The 14,855-nt window shown below is 53.5% G+C and carries 16 protein-coding genes and 1 pseudogene; 7 read left to right on the top strand and 10 right to left on the bottom strand.

Annotation, left to right across the window (positions count from 1 at the left end):
* Positions 1-18: 18 nt before the first annotated feature.
* Both PCPL58_RS10240 and PCPL58_RS10235 read left to right on the top strand, forming a co-directional pair.
* Positions 19-642: a sensor histidine kinase gene (locus PCPL58_RS10240; RefSeq protein WP_065349349.1), complete on the top strand. Its 624-nt coding sequence runs from the start codon at positions 19-21 to the stop codon at positions 640-642.
* Complete coding sequence (locus tag PCPL58_RS10235) at positions 632-1,690, top strand: DNA-binding transcriptional response regulator (protein ID WP_232002918.1); 1,059 nt, start codon at positions 632-634, stop codon at positions 1,688-1,690. Before PCPL58_RS10240 ends, PCPL58_RS10235 begins: the two co-directional genes overlap by 11 nt.
* A 208-nt stretch (positions 1,691-1,898) precedes the next feature.
* On the opposite strand, the gene istB (PCPL58_RS10230) is transcribed toward PCPL58_RS10235, so the two are convergent.
* The 6 genes from istB (PCPL58_RS10230) to PCPL58_RS10205 form a co-directional block, all read right to left on the bottom strand.
* Complete coding sequence (istB, locus tag PCPL58_RS10230; RefSeq protein ID WP_031598096.1) at positions 1,899-2,702, bottom strand: IS21-like element ISPsy20 family helper ATPase IstB; 804 nt, start codon at positions 2,700-2,702, stop codon at positions 1,899-1,901.
* On the bottom strand, positions 2,695-4,194 hold the full coding sequence (gene istA / locus PCPL58_RS10225) for an IS21-like element ISPsy20 family transposase (RefSeq protein ID WP_104685642.1): 1,500 nt from the start codon (positions 4,192-4,194) through the stop codon (positions 2,695-2,697). The genes istB (PCPL58_RS10230) and istA (PCPL58_RS10225) overlap by 8 nt, the downstream gene beginning before the upstream one ends.
* Before the next feature lie 84 nt (positions 4,195-4,278).
* On the bottom strand, positions 4,279-4,461 hold the full coding sequence (locus PCPL58_RS10220; protein WP_065349347.1) for a hypothetical protein: 183 nt from the start codon (positions 4,459-4,461) through the stop codon (positions 4,279-4,281).
* Positions 4,462-4,612: 151 nt separating this feature from the next.
* Positions 4,613-5,395, bottom strand: coding sequence for an OmpA family protein (locus PCPL58_RS10215; protein ID WP_065349346.1), 783 nt, complete (start codon positions 5,393-5,395; stop codon positions 4,613-4,615).
* A 45-nt stretch (positions 5,396-5,440) separates the two neighbouring features.
* The gene (locus tag PCPL58_RS10210; protein WP_065349345.1) at positions 5,441-5,854 is read right to left on the bottom strand and encodes a DUF4398 domain-containing protein; all 414 of its coding nucleotides are present in this window, start codon (positions 5,852-5,854) and stop codon (positions 5,441-5,443) included.
* A 346-nt stretch (positions 5,855-6,200) separates the two neighbouring features.
* Positions 6,201-6,719 carry an acyloxyacyl hydrolase gene (locus tag PCPL58_RS10205; protein WP_003419257.1) on the bottom strand — a complete coding sequence of 173 codons (519 nt, stop codon included), beginning with the start codon at positions 6,717-6,719 and terminating at the stop codon, positions 6,201-6,203.
* 187 nt (positions 6,720-6,906) lie between these two features.
* Between PCPL58_RS10205 and PCPL58_RS10200 the strand changes: the two genes are divergently transcribed.
* Positions 6,907-7,533 carry a TetR/AcrR family transcriptional regulator gene (locus PCPL58_RS10200; protein ID WP_083188364.1) on the top strand — a complete coding sequence of 209 codons (627 nt, stop codon included), beginning with the start codon at positions 6,907-6,909 and terminating at the stop codon, positions 7,531-7,533.
* A 60-nt stretch (positions 7,534-7,593) separates the two neighbouring features.
* On the opposite strand, the gene PCPL58_RS10195 is transcribed toward PCPL58_RS10200, so the two are convergent.
* The gene (locus PCPL58_RS10195) at positions 7,594-8,289 is read right to left on the bottom strand and encodes a CerR family C-terminal domain-containing protein (protein WP_065351033.1); all 696 of its coding nucleotides are present in this window, start codon (positions 8,287-8,289) and stop codon (positions 7,594-7,596) included.
* A gap of 96 nt (positions 8,290-8,385) precedes the next feature.
* Between PCPL58_RS10195 and PCPL58_RS10190 the strand changes: the two genes are divergently transcribed.
* On the top strand, positions 8,386-9,066 hold the full coding sequence (locus tag PCPL58_RS10190; protein ID WP_083188363.1) for an HlyD family secretion protein: 681 nt from the start codon (positions 8,386-8,388) through the stop codon (positions 9,064-9,066).
* Between the two features lie 25 nt (positions 9,067-9,091).
* Here the strand turns inward: PCPL58_RS10190 and istB (PCPL58_RS10185) are convergent, their stop codons facing one another.
* Positions 9,092-9,901, bottom strand: coding sequence for an IS21-like element ISPsy4 family helper ATPase IstB (gene istB / locus PCPL58_RS10185; protein WP_005741073.1), 810 nt, complete (start codon positions 9,899-9,901; stop codon positions 9,092-9,094).
* Positions 9,898-10,920, bottom strand: a complete 1,023-nt coding sequence (istA, locus tag PCPL58_RS10180; RefSeq protein WP_002551322.1) for an IS21-like element ISPsy4 family transposase — start codon at positions 10,918-10,920, stop codon at positions 9,898-9,900. Before istA (PCPL58_RS10180) ends, istB (PCPL58_RS10185) begins: the two co-directional genes overlap by 4 nt.
* Here istA (PCPL58_RS10180) and PCPL58_RS10175 point away from each other — a divergent pair.
* From PCPL58_RS10175 to PCPL58_RS10165, 3 genes and pseudogenes are all read left to right on the top strand, one after another.
* Positions 10,867-11,457, top strand: a complete 591-nt coding sequence (locus PCPL58_RS10175; RefSeq protein ID WP_232002917.1) for an HlyD family secretion protein — start codon at positions 10,867-10,869, stop codon at positions 11,455-11,457. The genes istA (PCPL58_RS10180) and PCPL58_RS10175 overlap by 54 nt on opposite strands.
* The gene (locus PCPL58_RS10170; protein ID WP_232002915.1) at positions 11,450-12,775 is read left to right on the top strand and encodes a DHA2 family efflux MFS transporter permease subunit; all 1,326 of its coding nucleotides are present in this window, start codon (positions 11,450-11,452) and stop codon (positions 12,773-12,775) included. Before PCPL58_RS10175 ends, PCPL58_RS10170 begins: the two co-directional genes overlap by 8 nt.
* A pseudogene (locus PCPL58_RS10165) lies at positions 12,715-14,028 on the top strand (efflux RND transporter permease subunit); the annotation flags it as partial. The gene PCPL58_RS10170 and the pseudogene PCPL58_RS10165, both read left to right, overlap by 61 nt.
* On the opposite strand, the gene PCPL58_RS29370 reads toward PCPL58_RS10165, so the two are convergent.
* Complete coding sequence (locus PCPL58_RS29370) at positions 13,954-14,715, bottom strand: hypothetical protein (RefSeq protein WP_173926062.1); 762 nt, start codon at positions 14,713-14,715, stop codon at positions 13,954-13,956. The pseudogene PCPL58_RS10165 and the gene PCPL58_RS29370 overlap by 75 nt on opposite strands.
* Positions 14,716-14,855 lie beyond the last annotated feature (140 nt).

The raw sequence follows: 14,855 nt of genomic DNA, 5'->3' as shown, positions 1-14,855 counted from the left end.
TGGCGTATTTCACCAGATTTGGAAGTCTTTTTCAGAGTTTCCCTAACCAAGCCAGCAGAAGAAAACAAAGCTTTAAAAGATGAATATAAAAACCGTATCAGTGACAACTCTGCTCAAAACAAAAGAATGGAAAAACTTTTAATACAGCTCGATCCCTTAGCGACTAAAAAGTCCGGCCCCCCTTCGATTCAAGACGTGCATGACCCTATAGCATCTTCAGTTGACATACTATCAATACTAGCATCTGAAGAGGGTGTAGCTATTGAGTTCGAAGGCAATTCCAAACCTAAATACCTTGGTTACGGCGATGAAATTCAGACAGCCCTAATCAACATGATCAACAATTCAATTTATTGGCTATCCAAGCATAAAACCAAAACACCAATTGTAAAAATAATATTATCCACTGTGGGCGACGAAATAGAAATTACGGTTGCAGATAATGGTCCAGGGATCTCAGAGCAATACAGAAACTCCATATTTGAAGCCGGCTTCAGCACTAAGACATCTGAAGGACAAGGCTTGGGATTAGCGATTTCAAGGGAGACGCTAGCTCGAATTGGCGGATCAATAGAATTGCTGGACTCGGAAATCGGATGCATCTTCAAAATAACTATCAAAGGACTGAAAAATGATACTTAATCAAATTAATTTATTATTTATTGGAGATGAAAAAAGCTTAAGAGACAACTTCAGCAAAGAAGTAGAATTTTTCAACAAAGAAGGCAATGAATTTCAAATCATTTCAAAAACCGTAGAAAATATAGAACTAGCAAAACTCGCTCTAGAAACATCAAGGTTCGATGTAATAGTAACAGATTTAAAAATTGAAGCGGGCAATGCAGAATGCAGCGCTGTTGAGATCGGTAATGAATTTATCAAACAGCTTAGACAGATATCTCCTTGCCCGATTGCCATTCTCACCGGCAAGCCAACAGACGTAGAGCAATCCGCCATCGACAATGCTTCGATGGCGAAATTCACTAAAGAAACGGAAGCTGAAACTAAAATTTTTCAATGGATAAAAACCAAGCTAAAGCTTATAGCTTTAATGAGGCAATCCTTTTTGCTTCTTAACAAAGAACTTGCTCCGCTGTTTCACGGTGGCGTAGCAACCAGACTATCTGTTGGAGCAACCTCAATCCCTGCCGAATCAGCACTAAGAGTTATTCTTGAAAACGTAGCTGATAGTATTTTAACAGTTACAAGCACTACAAAATGCCACCCTCAAGAAAGCTATATCTACCCAGTTACAAGAAGCAAATTAATGACTGGCGACATCATTGAGTACGAAACTGAAACTTGGATTATTTTAACACCGGCGTGTGACATTACGCGTTGCTCCACAGACTATAGCTTATTGCTCGCCAAGTGCCGCACACACGATAAATATGAAAAATATCTCGAAAAAGCAACAGGGGGAGACTTTACATCTCTCAACAACCTCATAAACCAAGCCAATAATCTGAGCACCCATTTTTTACCGCCCTTGGAAAAAGGCACGGCGCCATATATAGTTGATTTCGAACAATTAACCGTCATTAAATATTCCTCACTAAGCAGCCAAAAAATTATAGCTGCAGTCTCGCCAAAATTTCTTCCAAACTTAATACATAGGTTTTCCGCTTTCATAGGCAGACCGGGAGCTCCTGACATAGACTCTCAACATTGCCTAGAGTACTCGAAATAAAAAAAAGCTCCTGAATAGGAGCTTTTTTTATGCAGCGGTACGCCCAATGTTGGCGCTGATTGAAAACTGACCCACCCTGCCGATTGAAAATTGACCCAGGACGGATTGCTGATTTTTGCCCCAGCAATTGTGGATAAGCTTAGCAGCAGTGTTCCGATTGAAGACGCATCAAGCCCCACCGCATGCAGCAGGGCATTTATGGTGCGGATCAAAATGGCTCATCGTCCTCGATATCATTTCCGTCCTTTCGCTTTCGTTCGCGTGTTTTGATCTTTGTCTGGGCAGCCAATGTGCTGTGTTGTAGGCGGTAGGACTCGTTGCCCGTTTCGACGATGTGGCAGTGGTGTGTCAGCCGATCCAGCAACGCGGTGGTCATCTTGGCGTCGCCAAACACACTCGACCATTCCGAGAAGCTCAGGTTGGTGGTGATGACCACGCTGGTGTGTTCGTACAGTTTGGACAGCAGGTGAAATAACAGGGCGCCACCGCTTTGGCTGAAGGGCAAATATCCGAGTTCATCCAGTATCACCAGGTCTGTGCGCAGCAGTGCCTGGGCGATTCGCCCTGCCTTGCCATCGTACTTCTCACGCTCCAGCAGATTCACCAGATCCACCGTGGAAAAGAAGCGCACGCGTTTGTTGTAGGCCGTGATTCCGGATACAGCCAAGGCACTGGCCAGGTGTGTTTTCCCGGTGCCAGGGCCGCCGATGAACACGACATTCTGCGCGGTTTCAGTGAACGCCAAGCTGGATAGATCGCTGACCAGCCGGGCATCAGCGCTGGAAGCGCTGAAGTCAAAGCCAGCTAAGTCACGGTGCATGGGGAGTTTTGCCATGTTCATCTGATGATTCACCGAGCGCACCGCGCGATCCGCATGTTCCTGCTGAAGCAGATGTTCCAGCAGCCATTTCGATGAAGCCGTCGACGCTGTTCCTTGAGAGACCAGTTCTTCCCAAGCACTGGCCATGCCGTGCAGGCGCAGTTCTTTGAGTTCAGTCATTAGGTCACGCATTGCGATTCTCCTCATCGGTCGTACGGAGCCGGTCGTAGCGTGCTGTATTGGCAACCGGCGCCACTTTGAGTTGCAGGCTGGTTTCTACACAGGGAGGTGGTGCGGTGGAGGTCAGGCGGGCAACGACATTGAGGATGTGATCGGCGCTCAGACTTCCCGATTCAAGTACCAGCTCCACCGCCACCAGCACTGGTTCGAGACCGGCGATGGGCACAGCAGCCAGTACCTGCATCATGATTCGATCACCGTTGGTGTGACGCCTCAGTCCGCGTTTAAGAAGCTGTAACGGTTTTGGCAGATCAGCAAATGGAGCGCCATTGCGCAGTGCACCAGGCTTGCGTTCGATGAGTGGGATGTAGTGCTGCCAGTCAAAACCGATCTGATCTCGATCAAAGAGGCGCTCGTGACTGGCGATCACCGTTTCGTCGGCAATGACCACGATTCGCGAAGGGTACAAACGGCTGCTGACCCATTGATCCACACGCTCGCAAGGCACCGAACAACGATTGCGCGCCACGCTGATCAGGCAGGTGCTAGAGACACGGACGGTGCGTTCCACGTAGCCATCAAAGGCCGTCGGCATCGGCATCATTTCAGCCTGCTCCAGCTCCAGGGCTTCTGCCACCGTCAAACCGTTGTACTGCGGATGTACAAGTTCAGCCCAGAGCGTACGACAGCGTTGGCCGAGCCAGACGTTCAGCTCCTCGAAGGTATGGAACATGCAATTTTGAGCATCGAGCCAGATTCGCCTCCGGCTGTCTTGCACGTTCTTTTCGACGATGCCTTTCTCCCAGCCAGAGGCCACGTTGCAGAAGTCCGGATCGAACAGATAGTGCGCGCACATCACGGAAAACCGGGCATTGACCGTGCGGCCTTTGCCTTTGTTAACCTTGTCGACAGCCGTTTTCATGTTGTCGTAGATGCCGCGACGTGGCACGCCACCCAACGCTCCAAACGAACGTGTATGGGCATCAAACAGCATCTCGTGGCCTTGACTGGGGTACGCAACCAACCAGAACGCGCGACTTGCGCACAGCTTCATATGGGAGACCTGGATACGTCGAAACAGGCCACCGATCAGCAGGCCTTCTTCGCTCCAGTCAAACTGAAAGGCCTCACCGAGGGCAAAAGTCAGCGGTACAAAAGCGCGTACAGACTTGCCTTGCTCGCACCGCCAAGAGCGGACAAACGCCGTGAGCTGGCTGTAACCGCCGTCATAACCCTCGGCCTTGATCTGCTCAAAAAGTGCCTTGGCGCTCCTACGGTTGTGTTTTGGCCGGAACGAATCAGCCTTGAGCGCCTGCTCTAAGGTCTCGTGAAAAGGGTTGAGCTTATTGAAGGATGCGCACCGTTGGTACGCTGGTTGATTGGCTTCGGGCGCTCTGACCCATTTTCGGATGGTGTTTCTCGACAGCCCGGTACGCTTGGCTATCTGATGCAGCGAGAGCTTGTCGCGGAAGTACATCCGCCGGATTTTTCCCAACATTTCCATGCTGATCACCCTGTGTTCTCCTGCTCAAAAAGTGAGCAGAAGCAGTTGAACACCTGGGTCAGTTTTCAGTCGGCAGAACAGCCTCTACTGGGTCAGTTTTCGGTCAGCGGCAACAGTGGTGTTCAACACTAAATTTGCACCATCCAAAAAAATGATATTTCCGCTGAGACGGTCGCCATTTTTCAAAACCACGCTGTCCGCCAACACATACGGTGCGGCAAGGCTCACATAGGCGGTACTCAAAAAAATCGCCGCTTTAATTCTCATAATGAACCTTCTGACTCTCAGTAAATACGTGCAATGCAGTCCGGCGGTTGCCCCCTCGCATTAAAAAGGAGGGTGCATTAATCGACACGCAACAAAGCTCGATCCCCACCGGAATTGATCACGTTCCACAAAGGTGATATTGACGCACGCCTTAGCGTAGGGACGCCCTCGGGGCAACCGGTTGGTTATCGTTAGAAATAGTCACTTCAACACGACGGTTTTGAGCGCGCCCTGCATCGCTGATGTTGTCGGCAATCGGGTACTCTTTGCCGTAACCCTGGGCGACTATGCGCGAGGGCTCAATACCAGCACGAACCAGCGCAGACATAACCGAAGTGGCGCGGCTTTCTGACAGGTTTTGGTTATACGAAGCCGATCCAGTGCTGTCGGTGTATCCCTCAACAATTACTTTTCGGTCAGGATTGCTCTGAAGGAACTGCGCCAGACGAGTGATGTTTACAAACGCTCCCGATTTCAACTGAGATTTGTTGTAGTCAAACAGTACGTCTCCAAAAGTCACCACTGAACCGCGATCAGTTTGCTTGGCGTTCAAACTGTTTTGCAGGCTCTTGATTTGCGCATCGCGCGCATCTAGTCGTGCCTGAGCGCGGCGAGCGGCTGAGTTTTTGAGTTCATTTTCAGCACTGCGCAGTTGTATGGTTTCATTCGCCAAGGCAATGCGCTGACTAGTGAGATACGCCATCTGGTCAACGGCCTTTTTGTCCTCGCCTTCGCGGAAGGCTTTGTCGGATTTGTCCAGCCACTGCGACGCATCTTGGGTCTCCAGCGCCGCCAAGGTGCTGGCGTGCGGGTTGCTTTGCAGCGCCGAGTAAGCGGTTCGAGCCTGTTCCAGGCTGGGGTTTGGATCCGTAGCACATGCGGCGAGGCCTGCGGTGATGGCCAGCAAGGCGGGGATCATAAAATGCTTGTTCATCAATTATTCCTTCAGTCGATTCGTGAGGTTGATACCGAACGTTTTTTACTGAGTCGCCCGCATCCCTTCATCCCGAAGATCCTCAACGCCTTGATGAGCATCCTGGACAGCCCTAGCTGCTTTTGATGCTTGGGCTTTACGTTCCGCTACCCGTGCATCCCACTCTGCCTGCTCAGCGAGACGCCTGGCTTCGTCGTAGCGTTCGTCGTGCATGGCCAGTTCTGCCTGCTTGAACTTGTCCTGGGCGGACTTCATCTCAACCGCTGCAAATTCTGTCCCTCCAGCACTAACAGCACTATTCACTGCTGACTGAGTCACCGCGTATTGCTCGCTTGGCGGATTTCCGGCACAACCTGCAAGAAGTGCGCTAGCACTTAAAGCAAGGGCAATGACCTTCCCGCGCCCAAAACGCAGCGCGTGCGGGGCCAATGTCACCGTTTTCAGAAAATTCAGATTCATGAATACCTCGACCGAAATGCGTATTGATTTTGTAGACCTGCATGCTTATCAAGCCTCGGCCCAAATCGCCGCGATTCACGCGTCCACCCAACTCATTGGGCGTCTGATTGGGCGTCTGATAAGCGCATCACTGGGTGTGACCGTAGAGGATTTATTCTAGTTCAGTTTTTCTGGGATATCATTGCGACAGTTTCGCGGCACTAGACAGCGCCTCGTATCTAAACGGCAGTAGCCAAAAGGGGAGGAAGACAGATTACCAGTACGCGGCCGCCCCCCCCACCCGCTGCGGCTTTGAATCAAGCGCTCTGAAGGCGCTGTCACACGCCCTCATTGGTATCCAGGGACGTCAAAGCTCGTGACTGTAAAACACCGAGAAGGATTCGATGCCGTCATTGGGCTCTTTGATGCCAGCGTTTGAATAATGGATCGCGCGCAAACCCACTTTTTGTCCTTCACCAAATTTCAGACCCAAGCCGATGCGGTCCTCAAAGTTGAAAGACGATCCTAGGTCCTGCTCGCCCGCATGAGTACTGGAAAACCCAGCGACACCGATACCAGCTTCTATATAGGGCTTAACGGTATCCCCCGCAAACTCATAAACCAGAACTGGAGCGAACGAGACAGAGCTAGCCGACGAGCCCTTATCCCCGGCGGCCCAGTAGGTATAACCAGCGTCCCAGTAACCGGTCAGTCGTCCTGTTGAGGTATTCAGCCAGGACGTATCCCATGCGAATCCTGCACCAAGCCGATACGTCATACCGCCTTGGCTGGTAGCACCTACAGCTCCTGTAATCTCTGCCGCTGGCGCGTCGAAACTACAGGCACTGCCAAACGCCACCAAAAACGCCACTGCAATTTTGTGCATATCCAGATTCCTTCTCCATGAACACTTTTCGCCGCGCCGAACCTCTGACAAGCCGCTCAGACCTGTTTGAGTGAACATGGTGCCCCAACATCAGACAAAAGTGGACGATTTATTCTATTTTTTTCTTAATCTCGGAGATGTACTTTTTCAGTCATAATTGTCATCCCCTGACTAACTAGCCTATCCAATGTCATCTCCAGCTCAAGATACTCCCCGCGTGCCCCAGCAAGCGCGAGGCTATGAACGCACCGCTCGCATCCTTGAGGGCTGCGCTCGGCTGATTGTCAGAAACGGCCGCGCAGGACTGACGATGAACCTGATCGCGAAAGAGTCCGGCACAGCGATAGGGTCGCTGTATCATTTTTTTCCCAATAAGGAAGCAGTTCTTGGCGCCCTGCGACTACGCCACGTTCAGGCCATCAACGACCTGATGCAGGTTATACGTCGTGTTAGCGCTGAAGATTGGATCACTATCAGTACCGAGGAAATGGTGCAAAAACTCACCATGCCGCTGGTGGAGTATCTGGCGCAGAACCCAGATTGCCTGGTTTCAGCTGATAACGAAAAAGAGCGGGAGAAAAATGGGGCTCCCGAACTGGTTGACGATATTTTCCAAACCTATGATTTTGCCCTGCGGACCAGGATGCCTGACTACGATGAGGCACAACGTAGGCGGCATGTCATGGCGACGTTGGGCTTGCCGATAGGTCTTCTACAAATCTGTCAGGACCATCCCGATGCGCGGGATGACTTCATAAAAATTGAAATTCCAAGGGTATTCACAAGCTACTTCAATGCCCTCATGCGCAAATGATCCGCAGGCCCAGTGCAACAGTGGTATTCACCCCCGAACGACTATCTTGCACGCTGGCAATCACGCCCTCTGCCTAATCAGGCCCTCTAACGTGAATCTGGCATGGATGAGAGCAACATCCCTGATGCGTTCCATACCCGGTTGATCTATTTCCGTCCAACCAAAAGATCGGAGGATGCCGGTCCTTTGAGCCCTGAATGCCAGTGCATGCGAAAAGAAAGCGAAGGAGTGGATGACGATGCTTTCATCTTCCACTGGAAGCTTCATCAAACGCGCTAGCAACTCCTGAAAAACGCGACCTATGCGACCCTTGAACCATTCATCAAAAACAATTGAAGCGCTGGCTGGCCCGACGTCCGCCTGATGGCGATCAAGGAAAGGCCTCCATGCGGCGGTCTGGGGATCATCGCGAATCAATGAGATGACGGCGCCTAGAATGCCTAATACGCCTGCGATAAAAATCGCGTCGTCGTCAGGGCCTACCAGTGCTCGCTCGGCGGTTTCAACGGAGTCGCCAACTTGCTCCCACAGCAACGCGATGACGTGCTTAACACACTCCAGATACACGCCTTCTTTGCTGTCGAAGTAATACTGGATGGCAGGTGCATTGACTCCAGCGGCTGCTGCTATCTCTCTCGTGGACGCACCTTCAAAACCGCGATCTGCGAAGACGACCAATGCGGTATTGATAATCCTCGCTCGCGTCTCTTCTCCGCGCTGATACCCGCCCTCAACAGCTGGTCTGTGCCGTGCCATCACGTGCCCCAAAATGTGCAGAGCCAAAATATACCACTTGACAAACATTCACGGAAATCTGATTTTGTTACAACTGGTATAAATTTGGAGTTGTAGATGGGCGCAATATCTGACGTGCCTCAACCCGCTGGCGTCGACAGCAACCAACGTGGGAAAACAAGCCGGATATTGTTAGGGCTGGGAGCCGTCGCGGTGGTGGCTGGCATCGCCTGGGCGGGGTATTGGTGGTTTGAGGGCCGCTTTATCCAAACGACGGACGACGCCTACCTGCAAGCAGACACCATCAGCATTGCCCCAAAGATAAATGGATACGTGGGAGAGCTTCTGGTCGTCGATAACCAGAGCGTGAAGCGCGGAGACATCCTTGTCCGTCTCGACACGAGAAAGTATCAAGCCGCCCGTGAGCAGGCAGCAGCTACTACCGCAGCCAAGGAGGCGGACTTGGCCAAAGCAGAGGCGGATCTCAATCAACAAAATGCCGCAATTGCGCAGGCACGCGCAGAACTTCAAGGGAGTCGGGCGGATTTTCGTCACGCACAGGCAGAGGTTGAGCGCTACGCCCCGCTTGCTCGCTCGGGCGCAGAACCTGAAGAGCGTCTTGCGCAACTCAAGAACGAATTAGCGCAGGCGAGCAGTAGCGTAACAGCAAAACAAGCGGCTCTTCGTTCGAGCCAAAGTCACTACGCAACCCTGCAAGCTCAACTCAAGCAGGCACATGCGCAAGTAGGCGTCCCACAGGCAAGCGAGGCGCAGGTGTCAACGCCAACTAAAAAGTGACCCCCTTCCGTGCTAAATCGCCAACTTAGTTTTGACCCCCCTCGGGTTCATATTTTCGAGCCGGTTCGGCCCGAGAAGATTTGGTTCCTGCTTTGCGCTTGTCCTTGAGTCGATAGCTTTCACCTGTCATCTGCACGATATGGGCATGATGTAACAGCCTGTCCAGCATGGCCGCTGTCAGTGTTTGATCATCCGCAAAGGTTCCGGCCCACTGGGTAAACGGCAAGTTACTCGTGAGGATCAGGCTGCCTTGCTCGTAGCGCTTGGCGACAACATTGAAGAACAGGTTGGCTTCATCACGACCAAACGGCAGGTAGCCGATTTCATCGATGACCAACAACCCAGGGGCCATCACCACACGACTGAAGTATTCCTTGAGCCGTTCCTGGCGGTGCGCAGCGGTCAGTTGCAGCATCAAGTCAGCCGCCGTGACGAAGCGGGTTTTGATACCGGCCATCACTGCCCGGTAGGCCAGGGCGATAGCCAGGTGGCTCTTGCCTACACCACTAGGCCCCAGGAACACGATGTTCTCGGCACGTCCAACAAAACTCAGTGCTGCCAGCTCCTGGAGCTGTGCCCGGGGGACGCCGGTGGCAAACGCGAAGTCGTATTGCTCCAGCGTTTTCACAGCGGGCAGCGCGGCAGTTTTCAGCAGGGCCTGTCGAGAGCGTTCACTTCGGGCATCGGTCTCGGCAGCCAGCAGCTTTTCGAGGAAGTCGGCAAAGCTGTCTTCGCCGCTTGCTGCTTGTTGGGCCAGGTGCGGCCAGTCCACCCCGACGCGCTCAAGCTTTAGCCCCTTGCATAGTTCTGTCAGGCGAGCATGTTGAAGGTTCATGCTCTCACCTCCAGCAGTTGCTCATAAACCGACAGCGGATGCTGCAAGCTCTCGTACGGCAGGACCCGTCCCAGGCGTAGGCCTTGGGCGGGTTGCGGGCGCAGGCTCTGTGTTGGCAGTGGTAATAGTACCTGCTGCTCTTGGGCCAGACGTACCGCCGGTTGAACACCCGTCGTGCCGTGAATCCGCTGATGAGCGACTTCGTCGAGCCATTGGCCGATATGTGCGTTGGCCGTCACCACATCCAGCGTCAGACCCGCACTCTTGAGCGTAGCGGCCAACGGGGTAATGAAACTGCCCTTCAGATACCCGTTGAAGCGCTCAACCTTGCCCTTGGTCTGGGCACGGTAAGGGCGGCAGACCTTGGGAATAAAACCAAACTCATCGGCCAGCGCAGCCAATCGGGGATGCCAACGGTGCTGGCCCTCCCCAAAAGCATCTCGCTCGGTGATGATGGTTCCGGCGTTATCAAACAATGCCTGCTCGGGCACGCCGCCAAAGTAAGCGAACGCCTCCCGAAGCCCTGTCAGCCAGGCTTCGCTGTCCTCTCGCTCGGAGAAACGGACAAAGCTTGCTCGACTAAAACCAAGTGTCGCCACGAACGCCTTAAGCGGCTGACGGCCTCGTCGAATGGTGGTGAAGTCCACCTGTATCTGCTTGCCGGGCAGTGTCTCGAAACGTACCACCGGCTCTTCTGCCTTACGTTTGAAGGGGCGAATATAAGCCTTCAGACGACTGACGCCGCCGCTGTACCCCAATGCCGTGATCTCACGCAGCAGGACGGTCGCCGGAATCCAGTGTGGGCGCGCCGCCTCAATACGCTCGTGCAGGTAGTCCTTGAAGGGGTCGATTTTGCACGGACGTGCGGGTCTCACCTTGTCACTGGGTAGCGACCGGGCCTTTCGCAGGTACTTGCGCACGGTGTTACGCGAAATACCCAGCTCACGGGCGATGAATTTGATGCCATGGCCCTGACGGGCCAACACTTTAATTTCCACAGACTGCTCCTGGGTCAACATATTGGCAGCTCAAAGCCGCCAGTTTTACCCAGGGGGGTCAATTCTAGGTTGGCGTTAGGGGGTCATTTTTACAGTGGCGGTGACACGCAGGCGCAGCTTGATGTCGATGACGGCTTAATCCGCAGCCCGCTGGACGGTCGAATTGCAGACCGAGGTGTTCGGGTCGGTCAGTATGTACAGCCGGGTACACGACTGCTAACCGTAGTACCAATGGATGCGATCTACCTCACTGCTAATTACAAGGAGACCCAAATTGGCGATATGCACGCAGGCCAATCGGTCACAGTGCATGTCGATGCATTACCCCGCTCTGAGTTGCATGGCAAAATCGACAGCCTGGCACCTGGCACGGGTGCGCAATTCGCACTGCTCCCCCCCTCGAACGCTACCGGCAACTTCACCAAAATCGTTCAGCGTGTTCCGGTGCGAATTCGCCTGGAGATCCCTGCCGAACTGCGAAATGCGATTGTTCCCGGCCTTTCCGCCACTGTAGATGTTGATACTCGCACTGGCGGCTCGGATGCCTACCATGGCTGAGACATCAACCGTCTCCTCGATAGAACAAGCTGTCCCAAACGCCTCGCTAACTGACTGGATAGCTGTGGCAGCGGGTTCATTAGGCGCTCTTTTAGCCACCCTGGACATATCCATCACTAACTCGGCCCTCCCTCAAATTCAAGGGCAGATTGGCGCTACCGGCACAGAAGGCACCTGGATCGCAACCGGCTACCTGATGTCTGAAATCGTGATGATTCCGCTCGCAGCTTGGCTGACGCGAGTACTTGGCCTGAGGCGGTTTCTAATAGGGACCGCCATGATGTTTACCTTATTTTCGCTCTTCTGCGGACTGTCTTCAAGTTTGGGGGCAATGATCGCGGGGCGCGTCGGACAAGGCTTTGCAGGGGGAGCGATGATTCCTACCGCGCAAACCATTATCCGTACCCGCCTGCCCGCCCATCAACTCCCCATTGGCACGACGTTGTTCGGCATGACAGCCATTCTAGGACCGTTACTCGGCCCGGTGATTGGCGGCTGGCTGACCGAAAATATCAGCTGGAAATGGTGCTTCTTTCTCAACCTGCCTATCAGCATTGCACTGATTACGTTGTTGCTGACCGGACTTCCGGCAGAGCGAGCAAACCTTGAGCGGTTCATCAAAGCAGATTGGCTCGGAATCATTGGTCTCGCCATGGGCCTTAGCTCCCTGACCGTCGTCCTTGAAGAGGGCCAACGTGAGCACTGGTTTGATTCGACGCTGATTATCTGGCTGAGCGTCGCGATGATTTCTGGATTCATGATGCTCGCGCTCAGCCAATTTACGTCGAATGACTCGATATTGCGTCTGAGATTACTGGCCAACAGTACTTTTGGCAGCGTGCTACTGATCGGCACAGCGGTAGGTGCAGGGCTCTATGGTACGGCCTATCTCGTTCCTCAATTCTTGGGAGTCCTGTCTGGCTATAACGCACAGCAATCCGGATCGATCATGCTGCTATCAGGTATCCCGGCCTTCCTGCTGCTGCCGCTTTTACCCAAAATACTGGGCCGAGGCGATGCCCGCCTGCTTATAGGGCTAGGGCTGGTTCTCTATTGGGCAAGTTGTTATGTGGACACGTATCTGACAGCGACTAGCGTTGGTCACGATTTCGTACTGTCTCAACTGCTAAGGGGTTTCGGGCAAATCCTGGTCATGATGCCCCTTAGTCAGCTGTCAATGCGCTCGGTCGAAACCCAGGATGCTGGCGATGCCGCAGGCCTTTACAACATGTCGCGCAATCTGGGCGGAACCTTGGGGTTGGCATTGCTATTCTGGTTGACGATGCCATCGTGGTCGTGGAAAACGTCGAGCGGTTGATGGCACAGGAAGGACTGTCACCTCGGCGCGCCACCGTCAAGGCAATGGGTCAGATACGTGGCGCCATTATTGGCATTACGTTGGTGTTGGTGGCTGTGTTCGTCCCCATGGCCTTCGTGCCCGGTTCTACCGGGGGTATTTATCGACAGTTCTCAGTCACGCTCGCGGTATCGATTTTTTTCTCTGCGGTCCTGGCACTGACGCTTACCCCGGCCCTCTGCGCTACTTTGCTGAAAGCCCATGCGCAACCGGCTTACCGTGGCAATGCTGAACCTCACCCGGCCCATCGAAGCCTACTGCAACGCTTCTTCGACGGATTCAATCGACGTTTTGGCCGCGCAACGGATCGCTACGCGAACGCCGTGGGCACAATGACCAGCGCGCCACTGCGTTGGTTGGCCGCGTTCCTGGTGGTGTTGGCCATCACCGTGTTGATGTTCATGCGCTTGCCTGGTGGTTACCTCCCGACCGAAGACCAGGGCTCGTACATGATTAACTACGACGCCCCTCCCAGTGCAACCATGGCCCAAACAAAAGTAGCGGTTGCCAAGGCCGAAGCGTACCTGCGTACACAACCTGAAGTGCGCAATGTGATGTCGATTATCGGCTACAACTTTTCAGGGCAAAGCCAGTCCGCAGCTATGTCGTTCGTGGACTTGATACCTTGGGAAGAGCGGACGGGCAAAGGCGACGGCGTGGAGGCGTTGATTGGCGGCACCATGGCAGCCGTGAGCGAGATCGCAGGCGCGACGGTGTATCCGCTCAACCTTCCTCCTATCCCTTCGTTGGGTAACGCAACTGGCTTTTCGATGAAGATCGAAGACCGCAGCGGATCGGACCGGGGTAGCCTTGTTGAAGCGCGCAACGCAATCATCGCCCTGGCGATGAAGAACCCAGCCTTGGCAGGCGTTCGCCCTGATGGCCAAGGGGACGCCCCTCAGTTGTATGTCGAGATCGACCGCATTCACGCGCGCGCCCTAGGCCTGCAAATTGCCGACGTCAATGCCACTTTGGCAATCAATTTTGGCTCGGCTTATGCCAACGACTTTAGTCGCGATGGCAATGTATTGCGTGTTTACCTGCAAGCTGATGCCTCGCATCGCATGACACCGCAGGACGTCATGAACATGGCTGTCCCCATCACCAGCATCGGAGCAGATGGAAAAACCTCGGCCAAATTAGTGCTCTTTTCGGCATTCGCAAAAGCAAGTTGGCGAACAGCACCCGTGCAACTGGAGCGCTACAACGGTTAACCGATTGAACAACAACTCTGGAAGCCCTTCCTGATCGCTAGCGATCACCCCTTTCAACTGGGTGATTACGGCGCCACGATAAATGCCGCCCTCACCGAGTCCGTCAATACGCAGCGCTACAAGGTGTTGATAGAAGTCCTTTTCTTCGTTCTTTGTCTGTGTCTCAGTCAACGGCTGCAGTTCTGTCCGCAAAGAACGCTCTGAAGCGGCCGCAGTTCCCCCGACCTCGAAGCGCCTAGCAAAATCTTTTCCAAAGACATCTGCGCGGGCCCAGTCAATCAACCGGTTGATCGAACGGTAACTCGCCACCGCAACATGCTCGGTCACAAAGCCATAGGCATCGCGGCCGACCTGGAAAGTCGGCAGCCGCCGGGTAGCGGCAGCGGCAGTCATAATGCTGAGAAAATCTGAATTGCTAGCCGCCGCAGTGAGCCGCAACGAACGTTTTACTTGCAGGCCGAGCACTCGCTTACCGGCTTCGTCCTTCATCTCCACGATAAGATCATCCATCGGATGATCGGCCGCCTGCTGTACCGCAACGGACCTGACCACCCCGGTACATCCCGCCGCATGTCCTTCGAGCAGTAGCGCCACGAGGTAGTAAGCCACTACTTGGTCTTCGTAGTTGAATCCTGCCCCACCAGTCAGTTCCGTGGAGGTGGATTGGCTTCTGCTACCTGCAGTCATGAAGAGTCCTTTCGATTTTGAATTCTTTGGGTTTCAGCAAGTGAGCGCTACGAAATGCTCGATCAAAACCAATGCAGGGCTTACGCCTTAACCCCTTAATACAGTGAGGGCCAAGATGAGAATTGTAGAGTTTCTGAACG

The sequence above is a fragment of the Pseudomonas cerasi genome (assembly GCF_900074915.1).
Lineage (GTDB): Bacteria > Pseudomonadota > Gammaproteobacteria > Pseudomonadales > Pseudomonadaceae > Aquipseudomonas > Aquipseudomonas cerasi.
Note: the sequence above shows the minus strand (reverse complement) of the source record. Positions and strands in the feature narration are given on the sequence as shown.

Coding starts and splice junctions, on each gene's coding strand:
- PCPL58_RS10190 (WP_083188363.1), top strand. CDS start 8,386: ATGGGCGCAATATCTGACGTGCCTCAACCCGCTGGCGTCGACAGCAAC.
- PCPL58_RS10210 (WP_065349345.1), bottom strand. CDS start 5,854: ATGAATCTGAATTTTCTGAAAACGGTGACATTGGCCCCGCACGCGCTG.
- istB (WP_031598096.1), bottom strand. CDS start 2,702: ATGCGTGACCTAATGACTGAACTCAAAGAACTGCGCCTGCACGGCATG.
- PCPL58_RS10235 (WP_232002918.1), top strand. CDS start 632: ATGATACTTAATCAAATTAATTTATTATTTATTGGAGATGAAAAAAGC.
- PCPL58_RS10220 (WP_065349347.1), bottom strand. CDS start 4,461: ATGAGAATTAAAGCGGCGATTTTTTTGAGTACCGCCTATGTGAGCCTT.
- istB (WP_005741073.1), bottom strand. CDS start 9,901: ATGAACCTTCAACATGCTCGCCTGACAGAACTATGCAAGGGGCTAAAG.
- istA (WP_104685642.1), bottom strand. CDS start 4,194: ATGGAAATGTTGGGAAAAATCCGGCGGATGTACTTCCGCGACAAGCTC.
- PCPL58_RS10170 (WP_232002915.1), top strand. CDS start 11,450: ATGGCTGAGACATCAACCGTCTCCTCGATAGAACAAGCTGTCCCAAAC.
- PCPL58_RS10215 (WP_065349346.1), bottom strand. CDS start 5,395: ATGAACAAGCATTTTATGATCCCCGCCTTGCTGGCCATCACCGCAGGC.
- PCPL58_RS10195 (WP_065351033.1), bottom strand. CDS start 8,289: ATGGCACGGCACAGACCAGCTGTTGAGGGCGGGTATCAGCGCGGAGAA.
- PCPL58_RS10205 (WP_003419257.1), bottom strand. CDS start 6,719: ATGCACAAAATTGCAGTGGCGTTTTTGGTGGCGTTTGGCAGTGCCTGT.
- istA (WP_002551322.1), bottom strand. CDS start 10,920: ATGTTGACCCAGGAGCAGTCTGTGGAAATTAAAGTGTTGGCCCGTCAG.
- PCPL58_RS10175 (WP_232002917.1), top strand. CDS start 10,867: ATGGCCCTGACGGGCCAACACTTTAATTTCCACAGACTGCTCCTGGGT.
- PCPL58_RS10200 (WP_083188364.1), top strand. CDS start 6,907: ATGTCATCTCCAGCTCAAGATACTCCCCGCGTGCCCCAGCAAGCGCGA.
- PCPL58_RS29370 (WP_173926062.1), bottom strand. CDS start 14,715: ATGACTGCAGGTAGCAGAAGCCAATCCACCTCCACGGAACTGACTGGT.